Below are 23,851 nucleotides of genomic sequence, written 5' to 3'. Positions count from 1 at the left end.
AAGATAATGCTTTTTTTTTCAGATTTGTTCCGGATACTTATGCGCTGAAAGCGTGAAAAGCGTTCCCGGATAAAAAGAACCGGCCAATTACCGGATCAACGTTAGAAAATGATGACCTGTCAACTGGATATTTGTTGGAAGTGTTACCTGATAGGTAAAGAAATAAACTCCTTCTGATGCGGGATCGCCGTTGATGCGTCCGTCCCATTTTTCAGTAGGAGCGTTTAATTCGGCCACGCGGTTCCCCCAGCGGTTCACAATGTCGACATGTATTTTTAGGGCGTCCGGAAACGGGAGGAAAAACTCATCGTTGATCCCGTCTCCGTTCGGAGTAAAGGAATTGGCAATAGATGCATTTTCCGGTTGCGGTTCCGGCTCGGTACCCGGATCGGGAGCCAGGATAGTAACATAGATTGTGTCGGTATCCGAACACGAACCGTTACTTGCAGTAAGCACCACCGGGTAAATACCGGGCTGCGTAAATGTTGCTGAAACGATTTCCGTGACATCCGTGGTGGAAGTCGTCAGATTTGGTGCAAACTCAAAAACAAAAGAAGTCGCATTTTGACTGGAATTGGAAAAGTGAACCGTCAGGCCCGGATAACCGGTTGTTGCATCCGTAGCGGTAAAACTTGCAACCGGCATTTGGGTGCAGTCTTCCGGTTTCCAGGTTATTCCGCGCAACTGGGTCCCGGACGGGAAACCTGCTGAAGAGACCAGTACCGTTTGCAAAGATCCTCCTGTAACCGGGCAGGAATTAATAATATACGCTCCGCTTCCCCGGGAGATAAAGATGGTATTGTCTCTCACGGTTAAATCGGTCATGGAGTAGTAGGAATCCTGGCACAGCAGCACCGGCGGATTGGCAAAAGCCATATCCTGCTTGAAAACGCGGCTGTCGGAGTTGACCGAACAATCAAAATAATACAGGACTCCCTGTTCATCGAATTCGATGGCGTCAGCTTCCGATTCAATGGCATTCGTAGTCGGATGACTAAAAACCCCGATAATTTGTCCCTGCATCGTAGCGGTGTTGATCCGGATCAAAGTTTCCGAACAATAATCGCCTTGCGAAGCACCCCCGTTGAGGCTCACCGAAGCATACAATTGGTTGTCCTGCGGATTAAAAGCAATTCCTTCCATAACGGAAATGGTGTAGCCGGGAACGTTCACAGCACCTAGCGTAGTATAAACCCCGGTTTCAGAAATCCGGAAGATTGAATTTCCCAAAGGGACCTGGATTCCATAATAACAACTTTGGGACTCACTCCAGTCGAGGCTGAACGGATCGGCCGCCGGGAAATTGGAAATATTCAGATAAGGATTGACTCCGCCGTTATTCTTATTGACTTTGTAAAGCTTTTGATTGGCCAAAAGGATTAGTGTATCTGCGGTAGTTTGGGAATACACCAAACCCGTGAACAGGAACAGGATTCCAATCAGGAAATGTTTCGGATGGAGAGCAGCTTTCATGTGATCTAACGAAATTTAAGCGTTAATTAATTGGTTGATTGCAGCTAAATTACGGTTAAATTTCTGAAATTTCACTGGAATTGAAGAATTGGTTTTAGGATTTACACCCTATCCAAAATCGTGCGTACAATTCCCTGGATGCGCTGAGCCATTTCATCGGTCGGAAGGTCGTTGTCGTCGGTTCCGAACGGATCTTCGATTTCTTCTGCCAGGACTTCGATACTTACGAATACATAGAAAATGAAAGTTGCAATGATGGCCGACCAATAGCCGAAATTCACCACGAAAGCAAACGGAAGCGTAATGACGTAGCTGAAGATGAATTTCTTGAAGAACATCGAATAGGAATAGGGGATCGGCGTGTTTTTGATGCGCTCGCAGGCACCTACACAATCCAGGAAACCGTTCAGGTTGCGGTCCAGTCTGATCAGGTCTTCTTCGGAAACAACGCCTGCCTTTTTCAGCTTGTTCAAACGGCAGTACATCAATTCCACAATCCCCGACGGAACGTGGTCCAGGCCTTCCAGGAAAGTGCGTTCTTCGGGAGTAATGTCCAGTATGTCGTAATTGGTTCCTGCCCGCAAATGTTCCTTGATGCACAAAGCAAAATTCCCGATGTGACGCCCGAAGAAATGATTGTCTTCCGTACTTAAATCCAGTGAAGTTAATTTCACGGCCAGGTTGCGGGAATCATTGACCAATTGGCCCCAGTTTTTACGTCCTTCCCACCAGCGGTCATAAGCCGTATTGGTGCGGAAAGCAAGCAACAGGGAAATCACGAACCCCAGGATCGAGTAGATCGAAAACAGCTTTTCCAGCACCATCGCTTTCGGAAAGAAAAGGTCTTCCGCCAAAGCCACGCCCATCGTAAACACAAAAATAAAGACCAATTCCCTCCAGAGAATGGAAATCGTATCGCTTTTTGTTAAGTGAAAAATGAGTGCCAGCCAGCTTTTAGGGTTGTATGAAATCATGAGTTGAATTGAGGAGCAAAAATAATCAATTTTGGGTCAGTGATAATTTTCCGGTAAAAAACACGTTAATCTGCACGTTGGGTAAATTTCAGGACAGGATTTACCAGGGAAAAATGCTACAAACAGCGATTTTTTCATCGATTAGGCGCTAGAATTTGGCTATTGCCTAATTTGGGATAAATTTGCAACTCTTAATTGAAACTGGATATGGAAGAAAGCAGCAAGGTAATGCAGGAACAACGGATGAATCTCTTCGTTACATTATGGGCTAAGCGTAAAATACTAATCATTGTTACTGCCGCGGGACTCGTGGTTTCCACCGTGATTGCTTTCTTAATGACACCTTTATACCGGTCTACGGCAATCGTATTCCCGGCGGCAACCAGTACGGTATCTTTCTCCGAACAGCGAAATGCAAAAGCTTCTTCCATGGACTTCGGGGAAGAGGAGCAGGCCGAACAATTGATCCAGATCCTTCAGTCTTCCAAAGTGCGCGATAAAGTGGTTCAGCAATTCGATTTGATGAAGCATTATGAAATCGAGCCGGATGACGCCAATAAGCACTACAAACTGGTAAAGGAATACAACAGCCACATTTTATTTGTGCGTACGCGTTACGGTTCCATCCAGATCGATGTATTGGACAGAGATCCGCAACTGGCTGCAGATATGGCCAACAAGATCGTGGACCTGATCGATACCGTGAAAAACGAAATGGTGATGGAACGTACGGTTCCAGCTTTCGAGATCAACAAACGCAAGAAAGAACAATTGGAAGCGGATAAAAAAGCGGTTTTGGACCAGTTGGATTCACTGGCTGCTTTGGGAGTAGTTCCGCTGGAAGGGCGTGCGAACCTTTTCCAGGCATACGTAGAAGCGAAAAATGCGGAAGACAAAGCAGATTATAAAGCGCGTATCGATATCAACCTGAAGTATGGAGCGGTATTCGACGGATTGGAATATGTGCGGAATGAAAAGATCATGAAATTATCTGATTTCGCGGCTTCCTATGAACAGGCGGAATCGGATGCCAATACGCAGTTCAACCACAAGTTCATCGTGGAACGTGCCGTGGTAGCAGATAAGAAAGACAAGCCGAAGCGTTTGATCATTATGTTGCTGGCAACTTTCGGAACATTTGTGTTCATGGTCTTTGCCCTATTGATCCAGGATAAGATCAAAGAAATCCGCAAGCTGGCATAAACGTGGCTTTTTTACGGGAAAATAAGTTATTGTTAACCCTCGGACTGGCTTTTGTCGGTTTACTGGGTTACGGGTTTTGGTTCGACAACGAATACATTCCGCTTATTCCCTACGCCCTGATTGTTTTGTTTGTTGCGCTGTTCTACACGGAATACACCTTCTTTTTTATCATCGCAGCAACTCCTTTGTCCATCAATATAGAAGAGTATACAGACAGTTTCGGGCTGTTCGTACCTACGGAACCATTGCTTTTCGGGACCATGCTTTTGCTGTTGATCCAAAATCTGAAATACCGGGTTTTCCCCACTTATTTAAGGAATTCGGCCATTGTCTGGACAGTTGTCTTTTACTTGGTTTGGATCTTTTTCACATCCATCACCAGTGAAAATCCGGTGACATCCCTGAAATTCCTGTTAGCGCGGCTTTGGTTCATTGTTCCCGTTTTGTTTTATGGAAGTTCGGTATTTTATGATCCGAAGAAAATCCGCTGGTTCCTGTGGTTGTTCCTCTCTGCCATGATTATCGCAATTACCTATACCATTTTGGTGCACGCTTCCTACCGCTTCGGGGAAAAGGAAAGTCACTGGGTCATGTGGCCGTTTTTCAAGGATCACACGATTTACGGTGCGTTGGTTGCTTTGGTCGTTCCGTTGATTTTCTCCTTTTACTTTTCGCGTAAGCACGGGCCGCTACTCCAGTTTATCCTGATCGGTTTCATGGTGATTTCCATCCTGGGATTGTATTTCAGTTACACACGTGCAGCCTGGTTGAGCGTCTTTTTGGGGATGGTCATCTGGATGCTGATCCGCTTCAAAGTAAAATTCTCCTGGATTGCCGGAATAACGCTGGTGGTCGGAATCTACATTTGGGCTTCCTGGGATGAGATCCAGCAGGATCTGGCCCGGAACAAATACGAACACACGACCGAAGAATTCGGAGAGCGTTTGCAGAGTGCTACCAACGTTACAACGGATGCTTCCAACCTGGAACGTATCAATCGCTGGAATTGTGCCATTGACATGTTTAAGGAACGCCCATGGGTAGGATTTGGCCCGGGAATGTATTCCTTCGAATATGCCCGTTTCCAGCGCCCGGAAAACCTGACGATCATTTCCACCAACTTCGGGAATATGGGAAATGCGCACAGTGAATATCTGGGGCCTCTGGCTGAAATGGGCTGGATCGGGATGCTGAGCATGCTGGCCATTGTAGCTGCGATCTTTTACGAAGGGATTACGCTTTACAATCAGTGGCCGTCGGAAGACCGGGAAATCAAAACGCTCTTAATGGGTTTCATCATTGCTTTGTCGACCTACTTCATTCACGGATTCCTCAATAATTTTTTAGATACGGATAAGGCAGCTGTTCCTATTTGGTCTATGTGTGCTATCTTTATAGCCTTAAGAGCACGCTTGAATCAGATCAAGCTGAGCCAGAGATAAAGTTCGCTTAAGCGGACAGACACAAATCTTCAACAAAAAACACGATGTTTACAGGCATTATAGAAACCCTCGGGACCGTTGTTGCGATTGAAAAAGATCAAAGCAATGTTCATTTTACAGTAGAATCTTCCATTACCCACGAATTGAAAATCGATCAGAGTGTGGCTCACAACGGTTGCTGCTTAACGGTTGTAAAGCTGGACGGTGATTCATACGTAGTGACAGCCATTCAGGAAACATTGGATAAAACCAACCTGGGCGACCTGGAAGTGGGATCGAAAGTAAACCTGGAGCGCTGTATGCTGCTGGGCGCACGGCTCGACGGACACATTGTGCAGGGACATGTAGACACTACTGCAACCTGTGTTTCCATTGATGATCTGAACGGAAGCTGGAAATACACATTCCGTTATGATTTTGATCAGCCTACCGTGGCAAAAGGATCCATCACCGTGAATGGTGTCAGTTTAACCGTTGTAGATTCTGAAAAAGGATTGTTTTCCGTTCACATTATTCCCTACACACAGGAACACACCAATTTTCATTCGTTCCAAGTGGGAACAAGGGTGAATCTGGAATTCGACATTATTGGAAAATATGTAGCCCGCTTAATGGAGCAACAGAAAGCTTAATGATTTAATAATACTTTTATTTAAATCGATTTAGTTTTTGTAACTAATTGAAATTCAACAACTAAATTTTTTACTAAAATTTAGTTTTGTTCCGGTAAACTGTAAAATTTTTAGGAACATAGCTCCGTCTTTTCATACATTTGGGAAAAATTTCAAAAAAAATGAAAAGACTTTTACTCATTCTAATCACCCTTCTTCCGATGATGGGGATCGCACAGATCGCTTCATGGGACTTTACGGGAGAAAGTACTTTAGCGACGAGTACCGCTGAGGTTTATGCTGCCAATCTGGATGCTTCACCCACTTTAACACGCGGTTCTGGTGCTGCAGCTTCAGCAGGATCAAACTCCTTCCGTACGGTTGGTTTTCTAAACAATGGTATTTCAGTTGCAAATACGGATTACTTTGAGAATACTTTTTCAGCGGCTCCGGGATATCAATTGTCACTTACATCTATTGATGCTGTTTTTGCTGGAACAGCAAGCTTTTCAGCATCTCCGGGTGTTTCCATGCAATACGCTTACAGTTTGGACGGAACCAACTTCACATTGATCGGTTCGCCTTTCGTGAAAATTGGAAACGGTGCCATGTCACAAATTAACTTAAGCGGTATTTCAGCGCTGCAAAATGTGCCGGATAATATTACAGTTACTATCCGTTTTTATGCCAGCGGACAAACAACCACAGGAGGATGGGGTTATAACTCTCCTTCTGCAGGAACAGTTGGTTTGGCTTTCGGCGGATCCGTTACAGCAACAGGAGGATGTATCAACACTGCTGCAACGATTACTCCGGCGCCACAATGTACTTCTTATACAGTTCCTTCCGGAGATGAAACCTATTTCGCTTCCGGGGTTTACCACGATACCATCCCGAACGCGGCTGGTTGCGACAGTGTTTTAACGATTAACTTAACGATCAAAAACAACACAACTTCTACCATTTCTCCGATTGCCTGCGGATCTTACACAGTTCCTTCCGGGGATGAGACTTATATGACGTCAGGAACGTACAATGATACGATCCCGAATGCTGTTGGTTGTGACAGTATTATGACGATCAACCTGACAATTACAGGTTCTATTACATATTACCAGGATTCAGATGCGGATGGTTTCGGAAACCCTGCTGTTTCTCAAACAGGATGTGCACCGATCCCGGGATACGTTACCAACTCAAACGATTGCAACGATTCAAACCCTGCAATCACTGTTGGAACAACATTCTATGCTGATGCGGACGGTGACGGACTGGGAAATCCGGCTGTTACACAAGTTGCATGTACAGCACCTGCAAACTATGTTTCAAACGGCAATGACTGTAATGATTCCAACAATGCGATCGGAGCAGCACAAACCTATTATGCAGATACCGACGGTGACGGATACGGAAACCCTGCTGTTTCTCAAACTGCTTGTACACAGCCTGCCAACTACGTATTGGACAATACAGACTGTAACGACAACAACCCTGCGGCTCACCCGGGTGCTACTGAAATTCCGAATAACGGAGTGGACGAAGACTGTAATGGTTCCGATTTGAACACCATGGGAACAACTTTGGGAATGTATGAGTTCCAGGGAAATACCTGCCCGATTGTTGTTGCATCTATGGAGGTTACAACGCAGCCTGCAAATGCGACTTTCGGTCCATATGCTGCTACAGGATCTACTTTGGTTTGTCAGACAGCTGCGGATGTAATCAATTTTGCAGGGTTTAATACTTCAGCTACGGTTGATCCAACTCAGTATTTCAGCTTTAATGTAACACCGGCAAGTTGCTATAGCTTAGATTTAAACCGGATTATATTCTTACATAAAACAAGTAATACCGGAGGTACACCAACTGTTCACCTGCGATCAAGCCTGGACAATTTCACTGCGGATATTGCAACGAAAACATTACCGAACAGTACTGCGAAAACCGATACAATTGATTTACCGGCAGTATTTGATAACGTAATCAATACGATTGAATTCAGATGGTATATTACGGGAATCGGTCAAACCGGATCGACTTATCGTCATGATAATGTGAAAATCATGGGTAATATCAATGCACTTACTCCGACAACCTATTATGCAGATGCAGACGGTGACGGATACGGTGATCCTGCAACTTCTCAATCGGCTTGTTCTGTTCCGGCAGGATACGTGTTGGACAATACAGATTGTGACGACACAAACGAAGATGCATTCCCGGGTGCGGTTTGGTACCAGGATAATGACGGTGACGGTTTAGGAAACAATGCGGTTTCGTTGACTCAGTGTACACAACCGGCAAACTATGTTGCGGACAACACAGATTGTAACGACGCAGATGATCAGATCGGAAGTGTGGTGATTTATTATGTGGATGCTGATGCTGACGGATTTGGTGATGCAGCTGATGCAGGAACAAACTCTTGTACTCCGATTGCCGGTTCCGTAACCAACAATGACGATTGCGACGATTCGGACGAAGACATTAATCCGGGCGCAGCAGAAGTTTGTGACGGAGTGGACAACAACTGTGACGGCGACATCGACGAAGGATTTACCATGTTGACTTATTACGAAGATGCTGATAACGATACATACGGAGACCCTACGTCTTCTGTAACAGATTGTACTCAGCCTGCAGGATATGTTACGAATAATACCGACTGTGACGATACAAATGCGGCAATCCATCCGGGAGCTACAGACAATACCGGAAACACGATCGATGAGAACTGTGACGGAGTTGACGGAGTTTTGGGTATCGAAGAATCAATCCTTGCAAACCTGAATGTATACCCGAATCCGGGAACAAGTTCGGTAGTATTGAACATGAGCAACGGATGGAACGGATTCCAGGTAGTTTTCGCAGGTGTTGACGGTAAAGAAATGAAGTTGACAGCTATTCAGAAATCTGCAAACGAACTGGAATTCAATACGGATTCCCTGGTTCCGGGAGTATATTTCATTCGCCTGACTTCTGATTCAGGAACTGCTTTGGTTCGCTGGGTGAAAAACTAATTATAATATCAAAAAATGCAATAAGTAGGGGCGCGATTAATCGCGCCCCTACTTATTATGTACCTTTGCATTAATGGAACACATCATTTATAACGTTACGGTAAGCCTTGATCCGGCAATTGAGCAGGATTGGGTCAATTGGATGCGAACAGTTCACATTCCCGAGGTAATGGCAACCGGTTGTTTTTTGGAAAGCCGCATGTCTAAAATGAACGAGCAGGAGGACGGAGCATGCACCTATGCAATGACTTATGTGGCTTATAGCCAGGAACACCTCGACGATTATCAGAAAAATCACGCTGCTGCTTTGCAGGTTGATCATAAAACCAGGTATGAAGGGCGTTTTGCGGCTTTCAGAAGCACTTTAAACGTTATTCAACATTTCCGGCATGAGCGTTAGAGCAAAGAAACATTTAGGACAGCACTTCCTGAAAGATAAGAACATCTGTAAGAAGATTGCAGATCAGTTTACCCATCACAAGGGAGTGAAAACGGCTATCGAAATTGGTCCCGGAATGGGAGCGCTCACGGAATACTTGCTGCAGGACCCTGAAACGGATTTGTATGTGATGGACCTGGACGAAGAATCTGTGGATTACCTGAAAGTGCATTTTCCGCAATTGGAAGGGAAGATTACATTCGGGGATTTCCTGAAAATGGACCCGAAAAGTATTGTAGGAGACAAACCTTTCGCGGTACTGGGAAATTTCCCGTACAATATTTCTTCGCAGATCTTGTTCAAATGCATCGATTTCAAGGATTCGATTCCTGAGATCATGGGGATGTTCCAGAAAGAAGTTGCCGAACGCGTAGCCGAAAAACCGGGAACAAAAACATACGGAATCCTGAGCGTGTTGCTGCAGGCTTATTACGATATTGAATACTGTTTTACAGTAGATGAACACGTATTTGATCCACCGCCGAAAGTGAAGTCGGGAGTGATCCGCTGCACCAGAAACGACCGGGAAAAACTTCCCTGCGATGAAAAACTGTTCAAGCAGGTGGTAAAAATGTCCTTCAATCAGCGACGCAAAACCATTCGTAATTCCATCAAAGCATTGCTTCCCGAAAGCTACGAAGAAAACCCGATGCTCCAGTTAAGGCCGGAGAGATTGGGTGTGGAGGAATTTATCGAGTTGACCAACTGGGTGGAAAAACACCGTACTGTTGATTAAAATCCGCTGATTCCGGGGATATTTCCACGTTTCTTCCAAAGAAACGAATGATATTCATTTACTTTAACATTTTCTGTGATTTACCCTGTGTTATCAGTGTTTCCAAGGCTTTACTAACAAAATCGGGTATTAATTCTTTGGTTCTGTGAATAAGTAATTGTTACCATTCATCCTTTTCGCTTTACTCCTCTGAAAATTCGATTATTTTTGTGCGAATTTCAAAAATTACGTTGTAATGTCACAAGAGAAAACAAGATACTCAGATAGTGAATTGGAAGAATTCCGTCAGTTGATCAACGAGAAGTTGAAAGAGGCGAATGTCGATTACGATATGTTGAAAGCGTCTTTGTCAAACGACAATCATGGAACAGATGATACGGGCAGAACTTTCAATATGATGGAAGATGGGTCGGAAACGTTATCTCGTGAGGAAGTAGCTCAATTGGCAGCCCGCCAGGAGAAGTTCATCGAAAACCTGAAAAATGCCCTGATGCGTATTGAGAATAAAACGTACGGTATTTGCCGTGTTACCGGTAAATTGATCCAAAAAGAGCGTTTGAAACTGGTACCGCATGCTACATTGAGCATCGAAGCTAAAAACATGCAAAACAAATAAGTTGAAGAAACAACTCTATATCGTTGTCATAGCGGTATTCTGCATATTGCTTATTGATCAGATAACCAAGATTTGGGTGAAAACCCATTTCAACTATTACGATCCGCCGGTAAATGCGATCGGTTCATGGTTCCGGTTATTGTATATCGAAAACCAGGGAATGGCCTTCGGAACAACATTCGGGGCAAGTATCTGGGCAAAATTGGGATTGAGTATCTTCCGAATTTTTGCAAGTGCAGCGATCGCTTATTACTTCGTAAAACAGTGGCGTAAAGGAGCTAAAACAGAATTCCTGCTTGCAATCGGGCTGGTATTTGCCGGGGCAACCGGGAACTTGATCGATTCCATGTTCTACGACTTCATTTTTGATTACGATCCGTGTATCGGGTTCAATCATTTGGAAGGATCGGGAATCTGGACGGATTGCGGGATCGTAGGAAAGTACGAAACACGTCATACCGGGTTTTTACTGGGGAACGTGGTCGATATGTTCCAGTTCAATGCGGAATGGCCATCCTGGGTTCCGTGGTACGATAAGAACGGGGATAACCAGATCTTCCCGGCTATCTGGAATGTGGCAGACGCCGCAATCAGTATCGGGGTCATCATGATCATTTTCAGACAACGGAAGTATTTCCCGAAAGAGAATAAAAAAAACGTGGTTGCAAAACCAAATCCGGTTTCTACCGAAGAAAATATACCAGGAACGGAAGAGTAATCTTCCGTTTTTTTTATCAATGAGGGTCTATCACATCTTAAAATCGGAATCGATCATCCATTTTTCACGTAATCGAAAGGCTGGAATAGTTTGTCTTTTGGCTTTATTAGCAGCAACATTTGCCTTGACATCATTTCGGGAAGCCCATAATGAAAGTGGAATAATTTTTTTGGCAGTAAGTTGAGTGATCCTTTTGTGTAAGGATTCCTGCAAAAGAAGTGCAAAAAGTTTTGTGAATCCATCATACCGCATGGTGGTAGGATAAGTACTGAATAGCGGATAATACTCGGTGTGTTTGCTTTTATTTTGAATAATGATCGGAGGAAGTCCGGCATTCATCAACTGAAGATTGATAAGAATTCTCCCCATTCGTCCATTTCCATCTACAAAAGGGTGAATGGTCTCAAACTCAGCATGAAAATGAGCTATTTTGTCCAAAAAATAGAGGTTCTTAGTTACATCGTATTGCTCAATAAGTTCATGCATTAGTTGATTCACAAACGAAGGATTAGCACCTAAATGATTTCCTATCCGAACCCACTCTTTTCCACTTCTGAAACGTCCGGCAATACTGTCATCAATATTTGTAAGAAGCATCTTATGCAAGTTCAGAATCAATTTAACCGACTGTTTGTGCCGTGATTTTGAAAGTAGCATTTCGGTAATTTGTGCTAAATTTTTTGCTTCAAATACTTCCCGGATATTGACTTTCCGGGGGAGTTCAGTCCCTGTGAGTATTTTTTCCGTATCTTCTAAAGTCAGTGTAGAATTTTCGATCGCATTGGAATTATAGACCATTTCCGGAATTTCAGCAAGTGAAATTTCTCTAAGAAAGCTTTCATTACCTTGAGAAAGTAATAAATACTGCCTTTTCAAATCATTTAATCGGTCTATAGTTGTTTGGTTTATCACCCTTATCTTTTTATAAAGATAACCAACTTTACGTGAAAACAGATGATTTTTACCAACTTTTCACGCAAAGTTGCTCTATGGGGATTCTCAATTTATCTCCCTGTCGACCACAATCTGAATAATTTTTCCTGCTCCAGAGTCATGTCTCTGATAATCTCTATCGTATTGTAAAGCATTCCTTCCTGGAATTTGGCCGGGAAAGTCAGCGGTACTTGTTTTCCTTTTCGTTCCACGTGAATGGTAACCATTGTTCCTTCCGGGACAAGAGTTCCGTCTTCGTTTCTGTAAACTGCCTGCAATTCTTTGTAATCGACCTGGTCTTTTGCCTGCAATCCGAAAGGGTTTGCTGCATCCGCTTTTTTAATAGCAATTTTTCCGTTAATGATGCGATTATCTGCTGTTACTCCGCAATTTTTGTCGGTTAGGAAATGCGAAGGAACTGTTCCCGTTTTGGATTTTGCGTAGTCGATTCCGATAACTTTAAAAGTTTCTTCGATCGCCAGTGGAGTGGTTCCTTCCACATACTTCGTAAAGAATGCTTTCAGATCCGGGTGAACAGCCGCTACAAATTCATCGATAAACGTTTCTTCATTGAAAGAACGGTTGCTTCCATACTTGCCGCATAATTCGAAAATGACTGTTTTCAAGGTTTTGGAACCCTTCGTCAGACGCATGATCTCAATATCCAATAACATCGCCATAATTGCTCCGCGCTCATATACCTGTGCATACTGATCGGAGTAAGGCTTGTCAAATACGTTCGCGCTCATAACCGTAAAAGGCATGTTATCCGGGTATTCCGACGCACTCATGATTTTGCCCTTCAGGTTGTTTTCAACGGTCGATTTCACCGAAGTCAGTCCGCCCTGCATAGACACGAGAACGGAGAAATATTCCGTAGTTCCTTCATACAGCCACAAGTGTTTCGACATAATCGGTTTCGTGTAGTTGAATTCACCGATAAACTGGCTGTGGAGGCTCAGAGGCGAATAGATATGCATGAATTCGTGAATTCCTGTTTCATAGACCATGTCGGTGTAGCTGTTGTGACCGAAATCGGGCAGGAAATAGGAGGAAGAATGCCCGTGTTCCAAAGCACCGAATCCCTGGCCACCTAATGATTTTGCCAATTTGATTTTTTGGAAAAGCCCGATCTTTTTCTCCCCGCTGAAAACCGCTTCCAATTCGCGGTAATCCTTTACAAAATTCAAAAAGGCGTAATTATCTACCGGCAGTTTTCCGCCAACGAACCGGTCAATGGCAACCATTGCCGAATCGATCTTATGCTTGATGTAATAAGCCGACGAATCCATTCCTTCGTGATAGGAAGCAATGATCACGTCTGTTCCCTGCACACGGATATTTTCGTCCTTTTCGTGGGTAAATAAAATGGGATTATCAATAAGCTCATGGTAACTCTTGCTCCGGAATGTAACCTGGTCTTCCGTTTTTGATTGCTGGACAAGTGTTGTAAAACCCTGCAGGTTTTTGGGCTTCCTGAAAGTAATTTCGTATTCGTTGTTCCATTCGAGGCCAAAATAACCGAAAAGTCCGCCGTTATTGATGTAGAAGTACTTACCTGCTTCGAACCCGGTTCCTGCCGGCTCAAAAATCTTGGTTTTCCCGTTCTTTTCCTCCCAGGAATCATCCACGAGGTATTGCACTTTTGCCACATCCTTCCCGGGAACGATTACAAAGCTGTTATTCCCCTTTTTTTTCACCTTCAATGCTTTTCCGGACGAATCGAAGGCTTTGAATTGCGTGATAAATCGTCCGTAGTCCAAAACGGCATAAGTTCCGGGAACAGTCATCGGGAAGTTGAAGACTGCAGTATCTGGTCCTTTGTAAGTTGTATTTAAAGTAATCGCGATCCGGTCCTTTGTGCAGTTGGTCAAATCTGCCTGGTAGGTCATTTTTTGTGCGAATGTCCCGAACGCCAGGGTACAAGGCAGTAGTTGCAAGAGTAGTTTCATAAAATTGGGATTAGTTGGTATTTATTCAGAGTAAAGCCAATACTTTGTCGACGTCCTCCGGGGTATCTATATTGGGGGTTTCTATAGCGGTTTCTACTACCCGGATGGAATAACCGTTGTACAGCCAGCGCAATTGTTCCAGCGATTCGATCTGTTCCAGTTTCGTTTCCGCCAGTTCGCTCAATTGAAGCAAAACCTCCGAACGGTAAGCATACAATCCGATGTGACGTAAGAACGGGTAAATCTCCAGCGGTTCGCCCTTCGCGTTGGCAAAATTCGGGATCGGGCTGCGGGAAAAATAGAGTGCACGGTGGTTTTTGTCGATCACCACTTTGATCCGGTTGGGATTCAGGATGTCTTCCATTTCGATTTTGCGGGAAGCAAGCGTGGCAATCTGCACATCCGGATCGTTAAATGCCTGTAATAACTGGTCTAACTGACGTGCGTCCACCAAAGGTTCATCTCCCTGGATATTGATCACTACATCGTATTTTTCAGCGAGGCTACGTACGATTTCAGCACAGCGGTCAGTTCCTGTAGGATGTTTGGAATCCGTCAGCATCACCTTTCCTCCGAAACCCGAAACTTCCTGCACGATTCGTTCATCATCCGTTGCCACAACCAGGTCTGTCAAGAGAGAAGACTTTGCTGCTCCTTCCACTACGCGCCGGATCATTGTTTTTCCTTTCAGGTCAATGAGCGGTTTCCCCGGAAAGCGGGAAGAGCCGTAACGAGCAGGAATGATGCCGAGAATGCGCATAGGTTTTTGTTCCAAAGTTAAGGGAATGTGGGAAACAACAACGCAGGCCCTGAAAATTTTCCGGCCCGGCTGTCAATCAAAAATTGTTTTCGTGCTTTTTCCTAATTTTGCGTCATGAAAAAGATATCTTCCGCAATCACCTGTTTAATCCTCGCATGCAATCTCTTTTCCCAGGAGCATCCAAACCTGGTTTCTTCCACCAAAGTAACCACTATCGGATATTGGAACATCGGGGATAAAATAGCTTACCAGGTCGAACAATCAGAACTGACCACCAAAACAAACAGTTCACAACCTGCAAAAGAGTCGGCCAACTCCTACGATCTCGAATTAAGGGTGCTGGATAGTACCGAGCACAGCTATGTCCTGGAAATGAAATACCTCAAGTCTTCCGTAGAAGGATATGATCCGCAATTACAGGAATTGATGAATTCCTTCCAGGCAAGTGCACCGATCCGTTATCAGACGGATGAATTCGGGGCTTTTCAAAAGATTCTCAATACTGCTGATTTGCAGCGGGACTTTAAAAAGAAGTCTGAGGAATTCAAGCAACAAATCATAAACAACCGGGGTGCTGAGGCAGCAAAACCGGTGATCAAAATGTTGGATGAGTTACTGGATGAATTTGCCAAACCCGAAAACATCGAAGTACTTTACCTGGGCGATATTATGGCAATCCACGGGAATTACGGAATGGAACTTAGTTTGAATAAACCGTTGGATGTAGATGTGGAGCTTCCGTGTTTGATGGATATTGTTGTGAAAGGATCCGGAAAGATCACCCTTCAGTCCGTTAATAAGACGAAGGACCTTGCCACCATCGCAATCCGTTATAAACCGAACCAGGATGAATTGAAGCGTTACATGAAAACGTTTTTTGATGTATTTGCTCCCGGTGGGAGTAAGGAACTCAAAGTTGATGATATGAAAATTGATTTTGAGAATACGGAGAAACTGCAAATGCAATTGAGCAGCGGCTGGATGCCGTCCATTCAGACAAGCAGGACCATCAGTATTTCCTTCGGCGAAGAGAAGATCAAAAAAGTGAGTACTACCAGTTATACTTTCAAATAGGGGTTGTTGCCCGATCGTGACAGTGTGTATGAGTTTCAGTTAAAACTGTCGTTGGCCATTCAGCATTCGCAATTCGGAATTATCTTTACACCATGAAATATCTATTTGTCGGTTTAGGAAACCCGGGTTCGAAATACGAAGAAACACGCCATAACATTGGTTTTAAAGTGGTGGAAGCTTTGGCGAAGGAATTGGGCGGAACTTTTTCGCTTCAAAAAACTGCCGAGGTAGCGGAGGTGAAATTCAAAGGAAGAACACTTTTTTTGGTGAAGCCTACAACCTACATGAACCTTTCCGGGAAAGCGGTCAATTACTACCTGCAGCAGGAGAAAATTCCCAGGGAAAACCTGGTGGTAGTAACCGATGACCTGGCACTTCCATTCGGGAAATTGCGCATGAAAGGAAAAGGGTCTGATGGCGGACACAACGGATTGAAAGACATCCAGGCGACTTTGAATACAACCGAATACTGCCGCCTTCGCTTTGGCGTTGGGGCTGATTTTCACAAAGGCCAGCAGGTCGATTATGTATTGGGTGAATGGACTGCCGAAGAACGGGAAACACTCAACGAACGGATCGCTGTTGCAGCCGAGTTTTTGAAGAGTTTTGCCGCTATAGGAATTCAATTGACTATGACAAATTGGAACGGTAAATAGTTATTTGATTATCAAGCCATTGTGTGTTTTCAAGGTGTTAAATCTCTGTAAAGTATTTTTTCGAATTGAAACTATCTCTACCTTTGTGTGTGCAAATAAATACCATTTGTACAAAAAACTATGCAATACATACGACTCACAAGAAGTGACGACTTTACAAAAAAGCTCTCCCAACAAGTAGATGAATACCTTAAAAGAAATAACCTGAAGCGTTATGGAAACTGGCGCATTCTCCTGAAAGTTCCATTGATGTTCTCCTTGTTTTTACTTCCTTATTTTTTAATGGTTTTCGGAGTGATCGAAAATCATTGGCTGATGTTCTTCATGACGATGGTCATGGGTGTGGGAATGGCAGGAATCGGACTATCGATCATGCACGACGCCAATCACGGAGCATTTTCCAAATACAAATGGCTGAATAAAATCATGAGTTTCTCCATGGAAATCCTTGGGGGTTCCAACTTGAACTGGCGCATTCAGCACAACGTATTACACCACAGCTTTACGAACGTACACGACATGGATGAAGACATCGATTCGATCGGGTTACTTCGTTTTTCACCAAATGTACCGCGTAAGAAAGTACACCGTTTCCAGGTTTATTACGCGTGGTTCTTCTACGGATTTATGACCTTGGCATGGATGACCAATAAAGATTTCATGCAATTGAGCCGTTACAGCAAAGAAGGCTTGCTTCAGGCACAGAACAAGACATTCAGAAAAGCGTTGATCCAATTGATCTTTTCCAAGTTGCTTTATTACGTATATATCATCGCTATTCCATTACTTGTGATGGATGTAAGTTGGTGGCAGGTGCTCATAGGTTTCTTCGTGATGCATTTTATTTGCGGATTAATTTTGGCATTTGTTTTCCAGGTAGCACACGTAATGCCTCAAACAGAATTCATGACCAAAGACGGGTATACTGAAAAGAACGACGAGGTTTCCTGGGCAAAACACCAGATGATGACCACAGCGAATTTCGAGAACTGGAACCCGTTATTGACCTGGTACGTAGGTGGATTGAACTACCAGATCGAACACCATTTATTCCCGGATATTTCGCATATTCATTATCCGAAAATTTCCAAGATCGTTAAAAAAACGGCACAGGAATACGGTATTCAGTACAACTACCACACGACTTTTTGGGGAGCGATCTTCAACCATTTGAGATTATTGAAACAATTGGGAAGAGCTTAAAATCTTTCAAATAGAAACAGTAGGGCCGGAAAATTTTCCGGCCCTACTTCGTTTTGAACAATCCGATTCTGCGAATTTCTTATCTTTAAGCATGGGACATGATCATGCACATCATCATCACGAAGTTGTACTGACGAAAGTCAATACCGCTTTTGTTGTCGGGATCATACTCAATTTGGCGTTTGTGGTCATCGAAGCCATTGTAGGTATTGTAATTGATTCGCTTTCCGTACTTTCGGATGCCGGGCACAACCTGGCGGATGTTGGAACTTTGGCCCTTTCGCTGCTGGCTTTCAAACTCATGAAAGTCAAATCGACCAGTCAATATACTTACGGTTACCGCAAGACTTCCATTCTAGTGGCTTTATTTAATTCCATGCTTTTGGTTCTGACCATCGGGGCAATTGTTTACGGTTCGATAGACCGGATCTTTCATCCGCAGGAAATTCCGGGACTAACCGTTTCCATCATTGCAGGGATCGGGATTGTGATCAATTTTTCCACAGCCTTATTCTTCCTGCGCAACAAAGAGAAAGACATCAATGTGAAAAGTGCTTACCTGCATTTGCTCGCAGATGCGTTGGTTTCGGCAGGATTGGTGGTTGGCGGTATCGTCATTTACTACACCGGTTTGTACTGGCTGGATTCGGTTTTCAGTTTGATTATTGCGGCAATTATATTGTTCGGTACCTGGAAGTTGATGAAGGAAAGCCTGCGCTTGTCTTTAGACGGTGTTCCGAGTGCAATTCACCTCGAAGAAATAGTGGCTCTGGTTCAACAGGCAAAAGGCGTAAGAGAAGTTCATCACGTGCACATCTGGCCTTTGAGTTCCACCGAAAACGCCATGACGGCTCATTTGGTGCTGGAAGAATCCGTAACCTGTGAAGAAGAAGCAAAAATCAAGCACGAATTGCGCCATTTACTCGAACATCAGAACATCCGGCACGTGACTTTCGAAACCGAACGGAAAGCTTGTGAAAATGGAAGTTGTTCTTCCTGATAGCGATCTGCATACCACCCCTCTTGATCTCCCCTCGAGGGGAGAATTGAGCTTCCTCCCTGGAGGGAGGACTGAGGAGGGTGATATAAGCAAAAAACCCTGACACCAAAAGGGCACCAGGGTTTTCCAGCGTAGTGTATATGTAGGTTATTTATCTCTTGATCAACAATTGTTTCGTCGCAGTTCCCTCCGTGGAAGAAACTTTCAGCCAATACATACCGTCAGCCAGATCAGCTACGTTTAAAGTAAAGGTTGCAGCAGTATTTTGCTGTGTGAACAATACCTGTCCGTTAGCTCCGTAAACCACCGCTTCTGTGTTCGGTACATTTGTTTCTACGAAAACCGTCTGAGAAGCAGGATTTGGATAAACCGTGTATTCGAAAACCGTGTTTTCATTCAGCCCTAAACATGGGTCAGAAACGATGACGATCGTATCCATATCCTGACAACCGTTGCTGTTCGTAACAGTCAGAATGTAAGATCCGCCTTGTGTAGCTGTTGTGTTTTGGGTCATTGTACCGTTGTTCCAGCTATAAGTGGTGTATCCTGCCGGACCGTTCACGGTTACCGGGAAATGATTGGCACATACGGTCATATCAGCACCCAGGTTGATGTTAGGCAAGACAAACAAAGTCAATTCCAATGTATCCGTGTTCACACATCCGTTTGCATCCGTTCCGGTAACAATGTATGATCCTGCTGTTGTGGCATTGAATGGAGCTCCGTTTATAACGCCGTTGTTCCAGGCCAATGTTGATGCACCTGTTGCAGTGAAGGTAACAGAAGTTCCCGTACAAACAGATTGGTCGGCACCTGCATCTACAGTTGGTAAGGCATTCAATGTCAGTATAAGCGTGTCCGTTCCAACGCATCCGTTTGTATCTGTTCCGGAAACAATATAGGCACCTGCAGTTGTTGCGTTGAACGCCATTCCGTTTGTGATTCCATTGTTCCAAACCAGGGTTGAAGCACCTGTTGCTGTCAATGTAATGGAAGTTCCGGTACAAACAGTTTGATCGGAACCGGCATCAACCACAGGAAGCGTATTTACAAGAACAGTCAAGGTATCTGAATTCTCACATCCGTAAGCATCTGTGGCAGTTGCGATGTAATCCATCGTGGAAGTCGGGAAGAAATCAACGCTGTCCTGTACGCTGTTGTTCCACGCAATTGTTCCGGAAGTTGTAGCATGCAGGTTCACAGTATCACCGGTACAGATTACAAGGTCTGCTCCTGCAGCGATAGTTGGTAATGTCAATACGTTGATCGTTTCCGGCAAAGTAGTATCCGCACAGGCGTGAGTGGTATTCGAAACATATACGCGGTAATTTCCTGTTTCCGTAACATCCAGTGAATTTCCTGTTTCACCCGCGATTACCTGGTCATCTTTCAACCATTGAACCGTACTTTGAGCATTCCCCGGAATTGTCAAAGTAACCAGGTCACCCGCACAAATAGAATCCGTAGGAACTGTGATTGTTGCGCCTGCAAGGTCCACGCAGGTATTGATGTCGAAAATAGAAAGTGTGGAGCTTACCTCATTGGCAAGGATCACGATATCGTTTCCTGTAGGTGAGTCTTCTTTTTTGATGATGATAATTCCTTCTGCACCACGGTCCGGACCATTGGAAGCTGCTGAGCGGTTGTTGTAGTAACCTACGTAAACCGGGGCACTTGGAACATCCACATTGAAGATCATTACTCCACCAACTCGTTCCAGGGAAACAAACAAATAGTTGTTCCCGTTGATCACAGCGGTTGCAACACCTTCCGGTTCCGGACCTTTGTCATCCGAACGGTTTTTAGATACCGCTGCTCCTGCACTGTTGCTTGCATTGAATAATCCGGCAATAGCAGGATGAGTAGCTGTGATCTGCTCCAGTAAGTCTTTAGAGTCGAAAACCAAAGCACCGGTTTGCGCATTCCAGATAGAGAACGAACGTGTTCCGAAAACGTGGATATCATCGATATCTCCGTCGCCGTCTGTGTCACCGCTTGTTTTGGTAACGTTGATACGGCCCATGAACTGAGCATGCTTCAGGATATTTTGATCAGGAATGGAAGCATCCAGGGAGGTTGCAGACAAACGCGCAATTTCTGAGAAAGCAGTGTATTCACGTGCGTCTCCTTCGTTTGCAGAGAAAATGTATTCTGTTCCGGAAATAGAAGCATGTGCCAAAGCATCCGGCATGAATAAGCCTTTTACCGGTGCTGAACCGATGAAAATTCCCGCAGTCTGGTCAGAAGCATCCAACCCGTTGTTCCCGTTTGCGTAATTCATAGTTCCCAAAGGACGAATAGCGCTAACAGTTCCCGCAGCGATATCGATCACCGCCATGGCATTGTTTTCCTGTAAAGAAACGAAAGCCGTAGTATTGTCTTCTGAGATCGTAATGTATTCCGGTTCGAAATCCTGTGCTGCGGAGCTTCCTGGCCCGAAGATGCGGATTCCCTGTGAACGCAAAGCGGTTTCCTGTCCGTTGAATGACTGGAAATTCACCATGGTTACGTTTGCAGCAGTCAGCGTAGCATAACCACCCGTAATGTCTACAATTCCGATGGAACCTTCCGGGTCAACCGAATAATCTGTTTTCGGCTCGCCTTCACAAGCTACCAGCACTTTTGTATAATCGTTATTGAATGTGATCATGTCCGGCATTGCTCCTACGGGAACCTGGGAGATCAAAGTTCCGTTCTGATCCAGGAAAACAATATTCCCGTTTGCCTGCGGATTGGTGTTTTCTACTGCACAGGCAACTACTCCGTTGTGAACCGTCAATGAGTTGATATTTCCATAAGGTGTTATTGAAATAGAGTTCAACAAAACAGGAGTTGCAGGATTCGCAAAATCTACGATATCCACTTTTGCACCTACGGAGTTTGCTATGTATAATTTATCTGTTGTGGGATCAAATGCAACGATTTCTGCGGAGTTTGTTCCTTCTGCACCGTTAGAGAAGCTGGTAAGCAGGTTTAATTTCAGTTCGTTGTTCGGAGCAGGATTCTGGTAATCGTTGTCTTTGATGTAAATGATCTGGAAAGAGTTGGAACCGATGGTTGCATTTTCCAATGAACTCATTTTCAAAATCACTTTCTCTGTTCTTTCAGCAAGTACGTCGTCTACGATTGTTAAACCAACATTGGTAACTCCGTTAAAACTTGCGGGGATGACGATCGTATCCTCAGCCAAAGTAAAGTCTGCAGTTTCCGTAGCATCGGTGTAAACAGAATAGCTCAAAATCACTTTTGCAGGAAGTGTATTGGATGCTGCTGAATTGATTCCTACGGTTACAGTTCCCGCGTTCTCAGCAAAGTTTTGTGTAACAGCAGAAAACGTAAATGTTCCCGCTGCAGGAGGAGCAGTTGACAAAGAAATACTACTTGCGTTATCGTCCGCAAAAGTTTGTGTTGTCCAGGTACGACCTGTAGACCAAGTGTTGGTTAGTGTGTTATAAGTACCTGTTGCTTTTCCGGTAGAAGCCCCCGGGTCAGCCGTAAAGAAACTGTTGGTTTGCAATTTTCCTCCGGAATACAAATCGTTTACCGGAAGTTCATATCCCGTTGTTGTCGTTACAAATGCACTTCCGATAGCCGTTCCGTAGAAAACAGCATCTACCGGTACGGTAGCGTTGGTAATGCTTGCTACAGGAACGTTAAATACTGCAATTCCGTCAGCGTTTCCACCTCCGTTACCAAAAACACCTGCTGTTCCGCCTGCGTTTCCAAATCCGTCTCCCGGAGTTGTGGTTACATCAATGATCCTGATTTTTGTTCCGGTTACGGCCATTCCGTTTCCTCCTACATAAACCACATCGCCAGCAGCAACCGTTCCGGTATTGATCTGGAAACCATAGCTAACGGTTCCTCCGGCGATCCAACCGCTGGCAGTTGCGGTTCCATTGTTGTTAACAACAACAGTATAAGGAGTAAGAGAAAAATCGATGTTTTTCGTGGCTTTCAATTCCACCCATTCCAGATTATTGTCATTTGAAGGAGGGTTGATATAGAATTCTGAGATTACGAGTCCCGGATTTTGAGCAAAACTGGAAATGCTCATAAAAACCGTCCCGATAAAGAGTACCATTTTTTTCATTGCTGTATAAACTTTCGGCAAAGTTCACCACAGCATATAATCAAAAGGGAGAAATTGAATGACTTTTACGGTAAGATTGTGTTGGTGAAAAATGAAGTTTGTGAAGTTAAAATGAATGGAAACACGGAATCCGGACGGATTTTTTTAAATGCGCTTGATGATTTCTTAAAACAATCGATTTAGTATGGTTAAAATCAGTAGGCGCGCGATTAATCGCGCGCCTACTGATTTTGGGTTATTTCCAATTTTTTAATATAAGTGCTGCCAGGCTTAAATCCAGCGGAGTGGTGATCTTGATATTTTCCTCATTTCCCGGGATCAAATGCACCCGCGCACCGATTGCTTCTACCACGCTGGCATCGTCTGTGAAACTGGTCGCGTATTTTTGTTCGTATGCTTTTTGAATGAGTTTTGCTTCGAAAACCTGCGGTGTCTGAACAATGCGGTAGTGATCACGGCTTACGGTTGCGTTCGTTTCACCATCTGCAATGCGCAGTGTTTCTTTCACCGGGATCACCGGGATCACGGCACGGTGGCTCTTAACTTCAGCAAGCAATTGCTTTAAAACCGCTTTGCTGATAAACGGGCGAACACCGTCGTGAACAGCGATCCATTCTCCGGAAGCCTTTTGCAATGCATTTTTGATCGAATCAAAACGCTCATCACCGCCCGGAATAATTTCGTGTGGAATAGTAAACGCATATTTCCCGCACATTTCATCCCAATCCTTCAGGTAATCCGGAGGGAGTGTTACGATCAGTTCCGCGGCAGGATCAAAGGCATGCAGCTGTTCGATGGTGTGCATCAGGATGGGTTTGTCGTTCAGCAACAAAAATTGCTTCGGAATTGAGCCTCCCATGCGTTTTCCAATTCCCCCGGCGGTAATAATGAATGTGAGCATGGTATAAATATAATGAAATGTGGTTTGTGATGGGTTTCGATTTATAG

The 23,851-nt window shown here is 44.3% G+C and carries 19 protein-coding genes; 12 read left to right on the top strand and 7 right to left on the bottom strand.

Annotated features, from left to right (window positions below):
* Positions 1–87: 87 nt before the first annotated feature.
* On the bottom strand, positions 88–1,473 hold the full coding sequence (locus ABDW02_RS12065; RefSeq protein WP_343634809.1) for a gliding motility-associated C-terminal domain-containing protein: 1,386 nt from the start codon (positions 1,471–1,473) through the stop codon (positions 88–90).
* Positions 1,474–1,574: 101 nt separating this feature from the next.
* Positions 1,575–2,447, bottom strand: a complete 873-nt coding sequence (locus ABDW02_RS12060) for a bestrophin family ion channel (RefSeq protein WP_343634808.1) — start codon at positions 2,445–2,447, stop codon at positions 1,575–1,577.
* 207 nt (positions 2,448–2,654) lie between these two features.
* Between ABDW02_RS12060 and ABDW02_RS12055 the strand changes: the two genes are divergently transcribed.
* The 8 genes from ABDW02_RS12055 (at position 2,655) to ABDW02_RS12020 (ending at position 11,232) form a co-directional block, all read left to right on the top strand.
* A complete protein-coding gene (locus ABDW02_RS12055; protein ID WP_343634807.1) occupies positions 2,655–3,650 on the top strand; it encodes a Wzz/FepE/Etk N-terminal domain-containing protein in 996 nt (331 codons plus the stop codon).
* Between the two features lie 29 nt (positions 3,651–3,679).
* The gene (locus ABDW02_RS12050; RefSeq protein WP_343634806.1) at positions 3,680–5,092 is read left to right on the top strand and encodes an O-antigen ligase family protein; all 1,413 of its coding nucleotides are present in this window, start codon (positions 3,680–3,682) and stop codon (positions 5,090–5,092) included.
* A gap of 44 nt (positions 5,093–5,136) precedes the next feature.
* On the top strand, positions 5,137–5,724 hold the full coding sequence (locus ABDW02_RS12045) for a riboflavin synthase (RefSeq protein ID WP_343634805.1): 588 nt from the start codon (positions 5,137–5,139) through the stop codon (positions 5,722–5,724).
* A gap of 161 nt (positions 5,725–5,885) precedes the next feature.
* Complete coding sequence (locus tag ABDW02_RS12040) at positions 5,886–8,723, top strand: MopE-related protein (RefSeq protein ID WP_343634804.1); 2,838 nt, start codon at positions 5,886–5,888, stop codon at positions 8,721–8,723.
* A gap of 73 nt (positions 8,724–8,796) precedes the next feature.
* Complete coding sequence (locus ABDW02_RS12035; RefSeq protein ID WP_343634803.1) at positions 8,797–9,123, top strand: DUF4286 family protein; 327 nt, start codon at positions 8,797–8,799, stop codon at positions 9,121–9,123.
* Entirely contained in the window at positions 9,113–9,898 is a 786-nt protein-coding gene (gene rsmA / locus ABDW02_RS12030; RefSeq protein ID WP_343634802.1) for a 16S rRNA (adenine(1518)-N(6)/adenine(1519)-N(6))-dimethyltransferase RsmA, read from the top strand. Before ABDW02_RS12035 ends, rsmA begins: the two co-directional genes overlap by 11 nt.
* Positions 9,899–10,133: 235 nt before the next feature.
* Positions 10,134–10,514: a TraR/DksA C4-type zinc finger protein gene (locus ABDW02_RS12025; protein ID WP_144334364.1), complete on the top strand. Its 381-nt coding sequence runs from the start codon at positions 10,134–10,136 to the stop codon at positions 10,512–10,514.
* Between the two features lies 1 nt (position 10,515).
* On the top strand, positions 10,516–11,232 hold the full coding sequence (locus ABDW02_RS12020; protein WP_343634801.1) for a signal peptidase II: 717 nt from the start codon (positions 10,516–10,518) through the stop codon (positions 11,230–11,232).
* A 30-nt stretch (positions 11,233–11,262) separates the two neighbouring features.
* On the opposite strand, the gene ABDW02_RS12015 is transcribed toward ABDW02_RS12020, so the two are convergent.
* The 3 genes from ABDW02_RS12015 to kdsB all read right to left on the bottom strand — a co-directional run bounded on the left by ABDW02_RS12015 (position 11,263) and on the right by kdsB (position 14,877).
* Positions 11,263–12,144: a Fic family protein gene (locus tag ABDW02_RS12015; RefSeq protein ID WP_343634800.1), complete on the bottom strand. Its 882-nt coding sequence runs from the start codon at positions 12,142–12,144 to the stop codon at positions 11,263–11,265.
* 92 nt (positions 12,145–12,236) lie between these two features.
* Positions 12,237–14,117, bottom strand: coding sequence for a hypothetical protein (locus ABDW02_RS12010; RefSeq protein ID WP_343634799.1), 1,881 nt, complete (start codon positions 14,115–14,117; stop codon positions 12,237–12,239).
* Positions 14,118–14,142: 25 nt separating this feature from the next.
* The gene (gene kdsB, locus ABDW02_RS12005) at positions 14,143–14,877 is read right to left on the bottom strand and encodes a 3-deoxy-manno-octulosonate cytidylyltransferase (RefSeq protein ID WP_343634798.1); all 735 of its coding nucleotides are present in this window, start codon (positions 14,875–14,877) and stop codon (positions 14,143–14,145) included.
* Positions 14,878–14,991: 114 nt separating this feature from the next.
* Between kdsB and ABDW02_RS12000 the strand changes: the two genes are divergently transcribed.
* From ABDW02_RS12000 to ABDW02_RS11985, 4 genes are all read left to right on the top strand, one after another.
* The gene (locus ABDW02_RS12000) at positions 14,992–15,951 is read left to right on the top strand and encodes a hypothetical protein (RefSeq protein WP_343634797.1); all 960 of its coding nucleotides are present in this window, start codon (positions 14,992–14,994) and stop codon (positions 15,949–15,951) included.
* A 92-nt stretch (positions 15,952–16,043) separates the two neighbouring features.
* Complete coding sequence (gene pth / locus ABDW02_RS11995; protein ID WP_343634796.1) at positions 16,044–16,607, top strand: aminoacyl-tRNA hydrolase; 564 nt, start codon at positions 16,044–16,046, stop codon at positions 16,605–16,607.
* A 120-nt stretch (positions 16,608–16,727) separates the two neighbouring features.
* On the top strand, positions 16,728–17,810 hold the full coding sequence (locus ABDW02_RS11990) for an acyl-CoA desaturase (protein ID WP_343634795.1): 1,083 nt from the start codon (positions 16,728–16,730) through the stop codon (positions 17,808–17,810).
* Positions 17,811–17,901: 91 nt separating this feature from the next.
* Entirely contained in the window at positions 17,902–18,810 is a 909-nt protein-coding gene (locus ABDW02_RS11985; protein ID WP_343634794.1) for a cation diffusion facilitator family transporter, read from the top strand.
* 151 nt (positions 18,811–18,961) lie between these two features.
* Here the strand turns inward: ABDW02_RS11985 and ABDW02_RS11980 are convergent, their stop codons facing one another.
* Together ABDW02_RS11980 and ABDW02_RS11975 are read right to left on the bottom strand one after the other, a co-directional pair.
* The gene (locus tag ABDW02_RS11980; RefSeq protein WP_343634793.1) at positions 18,962–22,903 is read right to left on the bottom strand and encodes a choice-of-anchor I family protein; all 3,942 of its coding nucleotides are present in this window, start codon (positions 22,901–22,903) and stop codon (positions 18,962–18,964) included.
* A gap of 235 nt (positions 22,904–23,138) precedes the next feature.
* Positions 23,139–23,804: a 2-C-methyl-D-erythritol 4-phosphate cytidylyltransferase gene (locus ABDW02_RS11975; RefSeq protein ID WP_343634792.1), complete on the bottom strand. Its 666-nt coding sequence runs from the start codon at positions 23,802–23,804 to the stop codon at positions 23,139–23,141.
* Positions 23,805–23,851: the final 47 nt, after the last annotated feature.

The organism is Fluviicola sp., assembly GCF_039596395.1.
Lineage (GTDB): Bacteria > Bacteroidota > Bacteroidia > Flavobacteriales_D > Crocinitomicaceae > Fluviicola.
Note: the sequence above shows the minus strand (reverse complement) of the source record. Positions and strands in the feature narration are given on the sequence as shown.